The sequence below is a fragment of the Allocoleopsis sp. genome, assembly GCF_036703385.1.
GTDB lineage: Bacteria > Cyanobacteriota > Cyanobacteriia > Cyanobacteriales > Coleofasciculaceae > Allocoleopsis.
Window position 1 is genome coordinate 22,071 of record NZ_DATNPA010000038.1, and the last position, 12,161, is coordinate 34,231.

Sequence of the window (12,161 nt, forward strand, 5' to 3'; positions counted from 1 at the left end):
TCTTCTCTAAGTACACAACTTTTTCCTCATGCCTCATCTGTCTAACATCCCAGCCTTGCTAATCTCATCGCTACAAGAATGTGTTCAACCTCAGAGTTCCCTCGTAGTTGTAGTGATAAATTTGCTTAATCTCAAGCCCCAAACCAAGTCTCAACAATACTAATGTCACTAACGACGATTAATAAGTCACTGTACAAGATAGTACTCGAAGCGTTCCCGGAGTTTGTCAACGGTCAAATTCTGAGTCCAATATTCCACCAAGGCATGACCAAATGCCCAAGCATTGCGCTCCGGTGAAGCCGGATTTTCCAGCAGCAGAGGCCAAAGGGATAGCAGGTCAAAGTTGCGAATGTTAGTCTCACCCGAACTCAATAGTGAGAATAGGTCATACGCCATCTGGAGTTTACCAATAACGATCGGTAACTCTTCTACTGGGATTTTTTCGGCTAGCAGATAAGCCAGGGTTGGCTGTCCGGTTGTCAGCGTACTCAGGAACTGGAGGACAGGACTTTTCAACAGTGTGGTGAGTCCCTGCGTGGTTGCCATCTGGAAGGTGTAGCGATCAATAATTTTAGCAGCAGCGACGGTACGGGCTTCCAGGTTCCGCAAAAAGCGGGCGAGGCGAAGTTGCTTGACAGGGTCGATCGCGTCAACCAATGCTAACGATAGCGCGTCCACTCCCCATGCCGTTCGACCTGTTTTCCTGTCAGTGGTTACTACGGGTAGAACAAAATCGCAGAACTCGTCCAGTAACTGGGCGCGATACTCCGTGGCTTCCCGAATAGCCTTTTCCTTGGGTCGATCGCCCCATTCCCAATCATAAGGCGGTTCCCACTCGCGGATGGGACGGAGACGATCCACTTGGGTAACAATTGCGATCGCAGGCAAGTCTGCAATGTCCGCCTTCATATCCTTAAGAAAGTCCACATCCATTTGCAAAGCCGGATCGAGGGCAGGGGTAACGAGTAGCAGCAGATCGGCATTGGTGGCATAGTCGAGCACGAGTTCCCGCAAATCGGCACGGTTGACTTGTTCGTAACCTGGCGTATCCCAAAGTGTCAGGGTTTCTCCGATTTGAGTCTGCCAGTGATAATTTTGAATGCGATCGGTACTGGGCAATACATCAACTTCAGCTAAATCTGCCTGAAATAGCGTATTAATCAAGCTGCTTTTTCCAGAACCCGTTCGCCCTACCAGTAGAATATTGACGGGTTTTTGCTCAACTTTTTCAGCAGGTTCGGCTTGAGTTAGGATGTCTCGGAGAGTTTGAGTCTTCGCCTTGGGTAGCGTCGGGGCGGCAACTGGGGATTCTGCAATGGGTAGAGTGGTGCCGCCGTAAAGTGCGATCGCTTGCCGACATAAGTTTCGCAGTGCCGCTTCCCGTAGGGACTGACCCAAATTCACCAGTAATTGCTGAGTGGCTTGGTTACTCGAACCTTGACTTGCAACTCTGGCTACTGCCGCCGCCGGATTTAATACCCACTGCGCCCAGTTCCAAACTTGCCAGAGTTTACGGGCAGTTGGCTCTAGTTTACGGTAGACTTCGTAAGCTTGGTAGGCTTGCCCAACTGTAACTTGATTTAGGGCAGGGGATAACTTTTGCATCCATCGATCCATATCATCCATTGTTCCCCGAATCAGCCCATAAGCCTGGGGCACGTAGATGGAAAGCAGGGGATACTTGACTTCAGGATGATAGATATGTGCGATCGCAACCACAATTTCTTGGCATCGCTTCCAAAATATTGACCAGTCTTCCCAAATGGGTGGATCGTTTTGTGCCTCTTTTAGAATGGCTTGGACTGCCGTTTCTGCTTTACTAGTGGCGTCTGTTCCCGTTGGCTGTAGCGTTGTGTCGTCGGCGGCAGATTCCAGTTCTTGGTTGACTTCTGCTAATACAGCTTCTAGCTGGTTTACCTCAGAGCGAGTCCATCTCACCAGCAACCAACGCCAACCCACTAATAGGATGGTGAATACAGCCCAAATCCAATTAATGCCCCACTCGTGAATCTGCCTTCCTGCGGAGATTAGTAGGAAGGTGACGATAATTGCGATCGGGAGTGCCAACACCACCCACTGCCAAGGTTTTAATCGCACCATTGCCCTATGCCTGCCTCGATTAGACTGCTTATACCGTTATTGTCGCTAACATTCCTCTGACGCTAGACCGCCTACCGGGGGATAACATGACAAATAACCGCATTCGATTGCTGATTTCTTTCCGGGAAGTAAAGCTACACGCCGTGAGCGAAAGCAATATGAGGAGTGATAACTGATGGAAGCTGAGTATGATTTTAGCCAGGGGAAGCGAGGAGCGATCGAGCCGACACCGCCAGGAAAAACTCGTATTACTATTCGATTGGATGATGATGTGTTGGCATGGTTTCGTGAACAAGTCCATTCAGCAGGTGGGGGAAACTATCAAACGTTAATTAATGATGCACTTCGTGAGTACATCCAACAGCGTCGTGAACCGTTAGAGGAAACGTTACGGCGAGTTGTACGGGAGGAACTTGAGCGAATTGGGAAATGAAGAGTGAGATTAGTTGCGATTCTGCAATTGTAAGAATATTCCTTGTCCACTCAGCTTTTGAGACTTATTGCCGTATAACCGGGTTGAATCCGAGCAAGGAGACGTAGGTAGATGTGTTAGACATGTCTTTGCTCATAGGGTTATTACTGCCGTCTAGCTTCCCAGTAATCGCTTAATTGAAACTGTAATATCAGGAAAGGCAGCGGATTCATTTTACCCGGAGTGAAAGTTTCTTGGGAATATAGCCTTCATCCGGCTCTGTTAATATCCTATTCTGTAATCTGAGCAAAGGAACTGGTGTGATAAAACTATTATTTGTTTGTAGCCAGAACCGATTACGCAGCCCTACCGCTGAAGCAGTGTTCTCTGAATATGAGGGATTAGAAGTAGATTCAGCAGGACTTGATCGGGAAGCAGAGATACCTTTGTGTAGTGAGGCGCTCCAGTGGGCAGATATCATTTTTGTCATGGAAAAGTCCCATCGAAGTAAACTTTCAAAGAAGTTTCAGCCGTGGCTCAAAGACAAGCGAGTCATTTGCCTAGATATCCCTGATGAATATGAGTACATGGAGCCAGCTTTGATGGAATTACTTAAGAAAAAAGTGCTACCTCTACTTGGAACGTTTTAAAGGAAGCTGTAAAGTGGATTTAATTAATAGTTAAACACTAGACAACTACGCTATGTCTTCACGCTATCTGACAATCGATGAACTTCTTCAGAGGATGGATGAGCCGTACAAATCTGGCTGCCAAAATCTCCTTGCCGAACATCGAAACTTGTTTCAGACAGCAAGAGGTTCATCCCACAACCATCAGGCTTGGACTGGCGGATACTTCGATCACCTACATGAAGTGATGAACATTGCGGTTGTCTTTTACAATAAGCTGAACAAGCTGCGCCCTCTACCGTTTTCCCTATCTGATGCTCTTGTTGTACTCTTTGTACATGATTTGGAAAAGCCGTGGGCGTATACGCAAGTCGAGGGAACTTGGCGCAGAAACGATGAGTTCCGCTCAAAGGAGGACACTCATGCTTTTCGGCTAAAGAAGCTTGGAGAGTACGGACTCCAACTGCCTAGGCATATAGAGCGTGCGATATTCTTTGCTGAGGGCGAACTGCATCATTACAACAATCGTGAAAGGGCTATGAGTCCACTAGCGGCATTTTGTAATACTTGTGATGTGACAAGTGCTAGGCTGTGGCATGATCGCCCGCTGCAACAGGACGATTCTTGGATAGGGGCAGGGCGGTTTCGCACCTAACCCATCACTGCATCTGATGAATATAGATGCATATTCAGTGATTTTTGGCAATCATCTTTAGCTGAACAATTTACCTATGTTTATCTAAGTTAAAGATTTATCAATAAACCGTTACAAAGGTTAGTAGAATAGCATCATCAACAGCTTAAGTATTTTTGCTCATTGCCATGATGCCGGATCAATTCCCCTGGCTAACCGCGATTATCCTGCTCCCACTCGTTGCTTCCCTCGCCATCCCTGTGCTACCTGATAAAGAGGGCAAGCGCGTGCGATGGTATGCCCTGGGCGTAGGTATCGGGGACTTTGTATTGATGTGCTACGTCTTTTGGAAGCATTACGATGCGAGCAGCGCCACTTTTCAACTCGTGGAAAAGTATGCATGGGTGCCCCAGTTAGGTCTGAACTGGGCAGTTTCGGTTGATGGTCTGTCCGTACCGCTGGTGCTTCTGGCAGGACTAGTGACAACACTTTCGATTTTTGCCGCGTGGCAAGTCGATTATAAGCCTCGCCTCTTCTACTTCCTGATGCTGGTGCTTTATTCCGCACAGATAGGGGTGTTTGTGGCGCAAGACGTTATGCTGCTATTTATTATGTGGGAACTCGAATTGGTTCCCGTCTACTTGCTAGTCTCAATTTGGGGCGGCAAAAAGCGTCGCTACGCCGCTACAAAATTCTTACTATATACCGCAGCAGCTTCTATATTTATTTTGGTGGCAGCGCTGGGCATGGCGTTCTATGGTGACAATATCACCTTCGATATGGTCGAACTCGCCATGAAGGATTACCCGCTGGCGCTAGAACTGCCTCTTTACGCGGGATTGCTGATTGCGTTTGGTGTCAAGCTGGCTGTTTTCCCCCTGCACACCTGGCTACCTGACGCCCACGGCGAGGCCTCTGCTCCTGTATCGATGATTCTGGCGGGTGTGCTGTTGAAGATGGGCGGATATGGATTGATTCGCCTGAATCTGGAGCTTCTACCCGATGCCCACGTTTACTTTGCACCGATTCTAGCAATTCTGGGCATTGTCAACATTAGCTACGGCGCGTTTGCCTCTTTTGGTCAGACCAACATGAAGCGTCGCCTCGCGTATTCGTCGGTTTCCCACATGGGGTTTGTCCTGTTGGGGATTGCATCCTTCACCGATGTAGGAATCAGCGGCGCGTTGTTGCAGATGATTTCGCACGGTTTAATTGCAGCCGTGCTGTTCTTCCTGGCAGGCGTGACCTACGATCGCACTCATACCCTGATGATGGATGAGATGGGCGGGATTGGTCAGGTGATGCCGAAAGTATTTGCTCTGTTTACCGCAGGTGCAATGGCATCGCTGGCTCTCCCTGGTATGAGCGGCTTTGTTAGCGAACTTTCGGTTTTCGTTGGCGTGACAACCAGCGATATCTACAGCTCGACGTTCCGCACCGTCACAGTTTTCCTTGCCGCCGTGGGACTCATCCTCACGCCAATCTATCTGCTCTCGATGCTGCGGCAGGTTTTTTACAACTCTGGTGCTGCACCGACCTGTGACCTTGATGGAAGCTTGAAAAATCTGAACAATCAAGGAAATCAAGAAGCGGTTTGCTTCGGAACAAACTGCGTACTCCCTGCGGAGGCTCGCTATAACGATGCCAGTCCGCGTGAAGTGTTTATCGCGGCCTGCTTTCTGGCGCTGATTGTCGGCATCGGATTCTACCCCAAGTTAGCTACGAATGTGTATGACGTGAAGATGGTTGCGGTGAACGCTCAGGTTCGCCAATCCCATTCCCAAATCGCGAAAGCAAATCTCTCAATCTATGGCAAGGGATTCTGGTTCCCTAGAGTCGCAGAGACTGAACTAGCCTCTGTTCCGGGAATTATCAAGTAAGCTTATCGAACTCTACACTCTGTTGGAAATCAAGCGATCGCCTAAGAAAAGAGCGATCGCTTTTTTGTAGCTTCACTAGAAGGACAGCCGAGATCATACGAGCAGCTTTAAACCCATTAATTTCGGTAAAGCTTAAATACTCTACACATTCCAGAGATTGCAGAGTCAGGTACCTTTATAAGTAATACCGTTTTCCCAAGCATGTGCAACAGCTTTCATCTTGCTCCCCCTTAAAAAGGGGAAGGGATCTGAATATGTAGCAAGCTGAAGGGAAATAGTACAACCCCTTGCACTACCTGATTCCAGCTTGGCAATGCATCCTCCCCTTTCCACACAGCCTCAGCCGGAGCCCGAAAACAAATATCCAGATTGCCTATACATGGAGTTGGAAGGAATTCCAGTTCAGCCAGATAGCCATGAACATCTAGCGCTTTGGACAACATCAACCCCAAGACAACAGATCGATCTGCATTTGACAATCCACTTTAACGAGCAATGGGAATCACTGGATAAGGGCCGTGTTAAGTTTGGTCTCAAAGGTGGAGAACTGAGACTCAAACTGGAAAGCAGTGAAATTCCCCATGAATCCCGCGAATTAGTGGGCTCCCTGGAACTGCACACGGCAAAAAAAAAGCAAGACCCCAAAAGGAGTCAAGCGCCAAAGGGTATACCGCGTCGTGCATCAGCGATCGCCTTATCGTTAAATGGTAATAAACCTCCAGCTCAGGTAACGGCTGGTACAAAGCAAAGATCAGCTCAAACTGAGCTAACTCCCGTCACAGTCTGTCATGTAACGCAAAAAGTGACAGAGGAGAATCCCGTCTGGATCTTTGAAGAAGAAATGGGTGAACCCGTCTTAAAAGGCGGCCTCAATCAGGTAAAGCTTGGCACCTTAAATATACTCACATTACCCTGTCGAGTGGAAGCAACGTTTGAAGTTTCCAAGCGAGATGTGTGTCTAACGGATGCTGAAGGATTATGGCCGCCAGACATTAGTCGCAATAAAAGGGCAGTGTTAGACAGACTGATTATCCAGCGCTTGCTGGAACCCAAATTAAAGCCCTATCTCAGTCGATCGGAGTTGCATTATGACTGATGACAAATCCCAATTGGATTTACACAGCCTGATCCAGCACATCATAGAAACAGAAACAGACAATCTTGAGCAACTGGCGGCGATTGCGGGTCTAAACCTTGCTGAAGATTTTGCTGAAGCTGACCTGAGCAATACGGATTTATGTGAAGCCAATCTGATTGATGCTGATTTGAGAGGTTCCAACCTGAGGGGGGCAAATCTCAGAGCTGCCAATCTCAGAGGAACCGATCTCAGGGGGGCTGACCTCAGGGGCGCTCATCTCGAAAGTGCCTCTCTTAGAGGAGCTAATCTCAGGGGAGCCAACCTTAGGGGGGCTGACCTCAAAAGTACCGAGCTCAACAGTGCTAACCTGAGCGATACCAACCTCAGCGAGGCTCAACTCTGTTGTGCTGATCTGAGCCGTAGTGACATTAGGGGTGCTGATATCAGGGATGCTAACCTTCAGGGCGCGATCTTGAGCGATGCCAAACTCCGGGGAGCCAACATGGGTCGTGTCAACCTGAGCAATGCCAACCTGAAAGGGGCTTGTCTGATTCGTGCCTACCTTGGCGGTGCCGATCTCCGAGGTGCCGATATCGATGGTGCTGACCTGAGAGAAGCCGACCTGAGCGAGGCCAAACTGAGCAGTGCTACACTGAGGGGAGCTAACCTTAAGGCTGCTAATTTGAGTCTTGCCGACTTGAGTGGTGTCAACCTCATCCGTGCCACCCTAAGTAGTGCCGACCTAATGCGTGCCAACCTAAGGGATGCTGACTTAATCCGCACAAACCTGAGCGGTGCCGATCTTAGGGGAGCCGACCTAAGTCTTGCTGACTTAAGCCTTGCCAACCTCTGCCTTGCTAACTTGGGCAGCGCCAACTTGATTCGTGCCAACCTCAGCATTGCTGAATTGAGTGGTGCTAACCTCAGCGATGCCAACCTCAGTGAGGCCGATTTAAGGGGAGCCAATGTCGAGAATGCTCAGTTTGCAAGGAATTTGGGAATTTCTGCTCAAACAAAACATGTCTTACTCAGGCGTGGGGCAATCTTTGAGGATTCAACGAGCGTTAGCGCAGCATACCGTTAGGCTTATCGCTCAGAGGTTCTAGCGCCTCACTAAGGTCTCGTGCAAAAATACGAAGATACGGGAACACCGTGATATCGGACTGAGTCTCAAACTCTGAGGTTGAGCATCTCTCCATTTCGGTTAGGTATCAGTCGGCAAAAACAACAGATAACAGTAACTGACCGAAGACAGTGCATCTTCCACCAGACTGAATATTAGACTTGAGTAGCCGATAAAAAACGCAGCAAGCAAGAATTAAGAGCTGTTGCCCTGAAGTTGGGACGAAAGATTCAGGCTCTCAGTCTATCTGGAACTTAGGTAGATAGGAAATTTAAAAGTCAAAGCCTAAAGGTGGCTGATGTTTGAAGCAAACAGGAAATTTAGAAAACCAATTTGGGTTAATTTCTTAGTTCTGGCATTGCTGCTAGTAACTAGCGGATTCACACTCTCTGGTTGTCAAAAACGTCTTCCAGCAAGTAAATCCACTGAGAAGGCCAAAAAAAATCAGCCTGTCAAGGTTGAGCAACACAAATCCAGTAAACAACTCAAAAAAAAGCAGTCGGCTAAGTCTACTCAAAAAAGAGACAAGGATGATGACACCGAGGAGGATGATGATCCAGAATAATCGTTACTGATTCTAGGTGTTCGTGCTACCCTCCTGATCATGGAGATTCTAACGGATAACGGTACACTAGCAACAACTCTACGAGAGCGCCGTCAACGCCTCGCGAAAGTGATTGATTTCCCGGTCATTCTTTGGTCAGGACAAAGAAGTCCTCGCAACTTTTCGGCTAATCTTTACCCGTTTCGGGCTAGTAGTCACTTCCTGTACTTTGCAGGTTTGTCGCTAGAGAATGCAGCAATTTTCCTGCATGGTGGAAAGCTAGAACTGTTTGTGGACGAGGCACCTCCTAGCAGTGCTCTTTGGCATGGGGAGATGCCAAAGCGGGAGGCAATCGCTCAGGCGATCGGGGCTGATGCGGCCTTTCCATTGTCAGAACTGCCATCAAAGTCAACGGGTGCAGCAACCATTGCCGTCCAAAATGCCACTATTTATCGCCAACAAACTCAAATTCTAAATCGATCCGTGGCACCCGCAGATGCGGCTGAAGGAATTGATAGGGAGTTAGCCAAAGCGATCGCTTCTTTGCGATTGTCTCACGATACAGGCGCTCTCTCGGAATTACGGAAAGCCGCCGCCGTCACCGTAGAAGCTCATAAAGCGGGAATGAGGGCAACCCTGACAGCCAAGATTGAAGCTGGGGTACGGGGCGCGATGGAACATGTAATTATTGCCCACAATATGACTGATGCCTATGGTGGCATTGTTACTGTTCATGGTGAAGTACTACACAACGAGCAATATCACCACCCTCTGCAACCGGGAGATTTACTTCTGGCTGATGTGGGGGCTGAAACATCGATGGGGTGGGCGTCAGACGTAACCCGCACTTGGCCTGTCACGGGTAAGTTTTCCCCCACCCAGCGCGACCTCTACCAGATCGTCTTGGCAGCGCATGATGCCTGTATCGACAAAATCCGCCCTGGAATCGAATATTTGGATATTCATCTTTTGGCAGCATCAGTAATTGCCCAAGGCTTGGTGGATTTAGACATTCTGCGGGGACAGGCGTCAGATTTAGTCGAAATGGATGCCCATGCCCTCTTCTTTCCTCACGGTGTGGGTCATTTGTTGGGCTTGGATGTCCACGATATGGAAGATTTGGGGGATTTGGCGGGTTATGAAGAAGGAAGAAGCAGGAGTTCGCGCTTCGGCTTAGGCTACCTGCGGCTCAATCGACCTTTGAAACCGGGAATGCTGGTCACGATTGAACCGGGGTTCTATCAAGTCCCGGCAATTTTGCATGACCCAGAAATGCACTCGAAATATCAGGAGGTTGTCAATTGGGAGCGTCTTGCCCAGTTTAGCGATGTTCGGGGCATTCGTATTGAAGATGACGTTTTGGTCACCCAGGAGGGCAGCGAAGTGTTAACAGCCAAGTTGCCAACTGATGTGGATGCGATCGAGCAATTGATTCAATGTTAAATGAATCAAGAAGTATAAATTTTTTCAACCTTCAACCTTCAACCTTCAACCTTGCCTATGGTTGTCGAATCTGACTTTTGACCCAGCGTCGAAAGGAGCTCACTAGCTCTAAATAGTCCACGACTCCAGCTTGAAGCAGAAAATGATCAACTTTGTCGATGTACAAAGTCGGAAAAGCAAGACTGTGGTTGCTTGGAATATACCGCTTGTTTTGCAGCTGATGGATAGTAAGGAATATGCCATCGTAGCACCATATTTCTGGTACACCTATATTGGCTAAGACTTCTAATCGACTTGTGGCACTACTGGTGATATCTATCTCAATTGCCAAATCTGGCGGCGGGTCTTGAGTCAGGTCAATCTTCTTTTTGCCTTTAACAGCGCTTTGGTTCTGGATGTAAAAACATTCATCAGGTTCTAGGCCACAGCCAAGGTCTTGACAGTGAAACGTTGTGGAACCAAGGGGATAGATACTAATTCTCAGTTCTTCAGCGATGGTTTCGACAAAGCGACTCGCTAACTTTTTGTAAATCTCATGCTCTGGTGAGGGAGCCATGATTTCGAGGATGCCACGATTGTAAGTAAGGCGCAATCGACGCTCGTGCAGTTCCCCCAGCAAGATGTGATAGGTCTGCCAACTAATACCGGATAGCTGGATGCATTGTTCTGGTTGCCTGAGCGTGTTGCGGGTCATAACCCTATTGTCTGCTATCTGGGATCAGGTCGTTATGTGGGTTTACATCCTCAATATCAAGCACAAGCAACAGAACATCGCCTCATGCTTCTAGAATGGCGAAAAGCTGGCTCAAATTTACTCCATTGAGAGTGAGATTAATCTTTGGCGGCTGTGCGATCGCGTCTCCCTGCGCTAACGCTACACTTCGTAAACGAGCGATCGCCACAGACGCAAGATATATAGCTGACTTCCAGGAATCCGATTAGATTAATAGATGCCTTAGAACTGCAATCAAAAATCAGTTTTAAGGCATCTGTCTATTAATCCTCAAACTCGTCTATCATCCCAGGGCTAATCAGGGTAATGTCAAACTCATCGAGTGGCCCAGTTGGATTGGTATTTTGTCTGAGCAGGTAATATTTTGCACTGACCTGCGGGCCAAATACGATCTCGTCCTCATTCTCAAGATCGTGGGCTTGAAGCTTGCGACCATTAATCAAAAGTCCGTTCGCGCTGGGCTTGCCTTTGAGATTACCATCAACAATCTGGTAGTACTGACCGCCATCCTCACGCTGTCGGCGTACTAACGTTGCGTGATGGCGAGAGACAAACTGAGAGAATAGGCGGATATCAGAGCTTGGATCTCTGCCTATAGAATACACGGCCTCTTCTAAGGGAAATTCTCGACGTCCCTTTTCGTCTTCAATAATCAATAAATGGTTTTGATTTGATTGTGTAGCCATCGAAGAATAATAAATAGTTGAAAAACGCCTACTTGGAGAATACTCAAAGATTACCCCTCATTACGTCAGTTGAAGTTTCTCACTTCAACTAGAGTTCCCGTCTATTCCCTGTAAAGGCAGTTAGGGTAATCGTTCTCAGGCTCTGGTGGAGGTGTTGCGGGAAGAGGATGTTGCATGGCTAGGATGGGAATCGGTGATTCAGAGATTGCTGTCGCTACAAAGCTAGGCTAGCATGAGGCTTCAAGCGGTTGCCTATATTTATTGGTAGTATGCCTCACACTGGCCTATCCCTTGATGTTTTACCCACTAGAGGCGGTGAAACATGGGCGCACTTGAGGATTAATTAACAGTAGTAGTTTTGTTAACAATTGTTAATTCAATTTGACTCACGCGATCAGCAAACGCCAATTGTCTATTAGCTCCCAGCGATTCAGGCTATTTGAGATTTTGCCTTAGTAAACCCCAGACGCTTTTCACCTTACTCGTGTCTGTTCATCTCCCGACCGACATAGATAAAGTCTGGTATGTTTTTTATGTTGGTTTGAATGGCTGAGCAGGAAAATGCGATCGCCACCCGTGTTCCATCTTTGGTTAAACCAACGACTTCTACCTTTCGTGACAAATTTTGCGCCATAAAATATTGTTGACTGGCTTCTAATAGTGAATCATATTCATGTATAATTTTACAAATTTGCGTGCCAATAAGTTCTTCTTCACTATACCCAAATATTTTCTTGGTTGCTGTATTAGCAATTTTAATTATTCCTGATTGGGTTGTTACTAATAATGCATCAGCAAGAGATTGAATAATTTTATTTAAGTACTCATTAGAAGAATCCCAAGCTTCTAATAAAAGAGTAACCTCATTAGATCTTTGGACTAATCTTTGCTCTAAAAGC

Annotated in this window: 12 protein-coding genes; 8 read left to right on the top strand and 4 right to left on the bottom strand. The window is 47.5% G+C overall.

The features are described 5' to 3' along the window. Positions 1 to 186 precede the first annotated feature (186 nt). Entirely contained in the window at positions 187 to 2,100 is a 1,914-nt protein-coding gene (locus tag V6C93_RS02095) for a GTPase family protein (protein WP_333474985.1), read from the bottom strand. Positions 2,101 to 2,275: 175 nt separating this feature from the next. Between V6C93_RS02095 and V6C93_RS02100 the strand changes: the two genes are divergently transcribed. The 8 genes from V6C93_RS02100 (at position 2,276) to V6C93_RS02135 (ending at position 9,843) form a co-directional block, all read left to right on the top strand. Next, entirely contained in the window at positions 2,276 to 2,533 is a 258-nt protein-coding gene (locus V6C93_RS02100) for a BrnA antitoxin family protein (RefSeq protein WP_333474986.1), read from the top strand. Between the two features lie 299 nt (positions 2,534 to 2,832). After that, positions 2,833 to 3,162, top strand: a complete 330-nt coding sequence (locus tag V6C93_RS02105) for a low molecular weight protein tyrosine phosphatase family protein (protein ID WP_333474987.1) — start codon at positions 2,833 to 2,835, stop codon at positions 3,160 to 3,162. A gap of 52 nt (positions 3,163 to 3,214) precedes the next feature. Next, entirely contained in the window at positions 3,215 to 3,796 is a 582-nt protein-coding gene (locus tag V6C93_RS02110; RefSeq protein ID WP_333474988.1) for a hypothetical protein, read from the top strand. 167 nt (positions 3,797 to 3,963) lie between these two features. Continuing rightward, on the top strand, positions 3,964 to 5,655 hold the full coding sequence (locus V6C93_RS02115; RefSeq protein WP_333474996.1) for an NAD(P)H-quinone oxidoreductase subunit 4: 1,692 nt from the start codon (positions 3,964 to 3,966) through the stop codon (positions 5,653 to 5,655). A gap of 313 nt (positions 5,656 to 5,968) precedes the next feature. Next, positions 5,969 to 6,751 (top strand): hypothetical protein, encoded by a 783-nt coding sequence (locus tag V6C93_RS02120; protein ID WP_333474989.1) that lies wholly within the window; start codon positions 5,969 to 5,971, stop codon positions 6,749 to 6,751. After that, positions 6,744 to 7,817 carry a pentapeptide repeat-containing protein gene (locus V6C93_RS02125; protein ID WP_333474990.1) on the top strand — a complete coding sequence of 358 codons (1,074 nt, stop codon included), beginning with the start codon at positions 6,744 to 6,746 and terminating at the stop codon, positions 7,815 to 7,817. The genes V6C93_RS02120 and V6C93_RS02125 overlap by 8 nt, the downstream gene beginning before the upstream one ends. A 337-nt stretch (positions 7,818 to 8,154) precedes the next feature. Beyond that, a complete protein-coding gene (locus V6C93_RS02130; RefSeq protein ID WP_333474991.1) occupies positions 8,155 to 8,421 on the top strand; it encodes a hypothetical protein in 267 nt (88 codons plus the stop codon). A 39-nt stretch (positions 8,422 to 8,460) separates the two neighbouring features. Continuing rightward, positions 8,461 to 9,843, top strand: coding sequence for an aminopeptidase P family protein (locus V6C93_RS02135; protein WP_333474992.1), 1,383 nt, complete (start codon positions 8,461 to 8,463; stop codon positions 9,841 to 9,843). A 55-nt stretch (positions 9,844 to 9,898) separates the two neighbouring features. Here V6C93_RS02135 and V6C93_RS02140 read toward each other — a convergent pair whose 3' ends face one another. The 3 genes from V6C93_RS02140 to V6C93_RS02150 all read right to left on the bottom strand — a co-directional run. Next, on the bottom strand, positions 9,899 to 10,537 hold the full coding sequence (locus tag V6C93_RS02140) for a Uma2 family endonuclease (RefSeq protein ID WP_333474993.1): 639 nt from the start codon (positions 10,535 to 10,537) through the stop codon (positions 9,899 to 9,901). Between the two features lie 302 nt (positions 10,538 to 10,839). Further along, positions 10,840 to 11,262 carry an FHA domain-containing protein gene (locus V6C93_RS02145; RefSeq protein ID WP_333474994.1) on the bottom strand — a complete coding sequence of 141 codons (423 nt, stop codon included), beginning with the start codon at positions 11,260 to 11,262 and terminating at the stop codon, positions 10,840 to 10,842. 478 nt (positions 11,263 to 11,740) lie between these two features. Next, positions 11,741 to 12,161 (bottom strand): PAS domain-containing protein (locus V6C93_RS02150; protein ID WP_333474995.1); only part of this gene is annotated, 421 nt, incomplete at its 5' end.

Excerpts from the sequence above, each read along its gene's own strand:
- V6C93_RS02095 (WP_333474985.1), bottom strand. The coding sequence starts at position 2,100 with ATGGTGCGATTAAAACCTTGGCAGTGGGTGGTGTTGGCACTCCCGATC.
- V6C93_RS02100 (WP_333474986.1), top strand. The coding sequence starts at position 2,276 with ATGGAAGCTGAGTATGATTTTAGCCAGGGGAAGCGAGGAGCGATCGAG.
- V6C93_RS02110 (WP_333474988.1), top strand. The coding sequence starts at position 3,215 with ATGTCTTCACGCTATCTGACAATCGATGAACTTCTTCAGAGGATGGAT.
- V6C93_RS02115 (WP_333474996.1), top strand. The coding sequence starts at position 3,964 with ATGATGCCGGATCAATTCCCCTGGCTAACCGCGATTATCCTGCTCCCA.
- V6C93_RS02120 (WP_333474989.1), top strand. The coding sequence starts at position 5,969 with ATGCATCCTCCCCTTTCCACACAGCCTCAGCCGGAGCCCGAAAACAAA.
- V6C93_RS02125 (WP_333474990.1), top strand. The coding sequence starts at position 6,744 with ATGACTGATGACAAATCCCAATTGGATTTACACAGCCTGATCCAGCAC.
- V6C93_RS02130 (WP_333474991.1), top strand. The coding sequence starts at position 8,155 with ATGTTTGAAGCAAACAGGAAATTTAGAAAACCAATTTGGGTTAATTTC.
- V6C93_RS02135 (WP_333474992.1), top strand. The coding sequence starts at position 8,461 with ATGGAGATTCTAACGGATAACGGTACACTAGCAACAACTCTACGAGAG.
- V6C93_RS02140 (WP_333474993.1), bottom strand. The coding sequence starts at position 10,537 with ATGACCCGCAACACGCTCAGGCAACCAGAACAATGCATCCAGCTATCC.
- V6C93_RS02145 (WP_333474994.1), bottom strand. The coding sequence starts at position 11,262 with ATGGCTACACAATCAAATCAAAACCATTTATTGATTATTGAAGACGAA.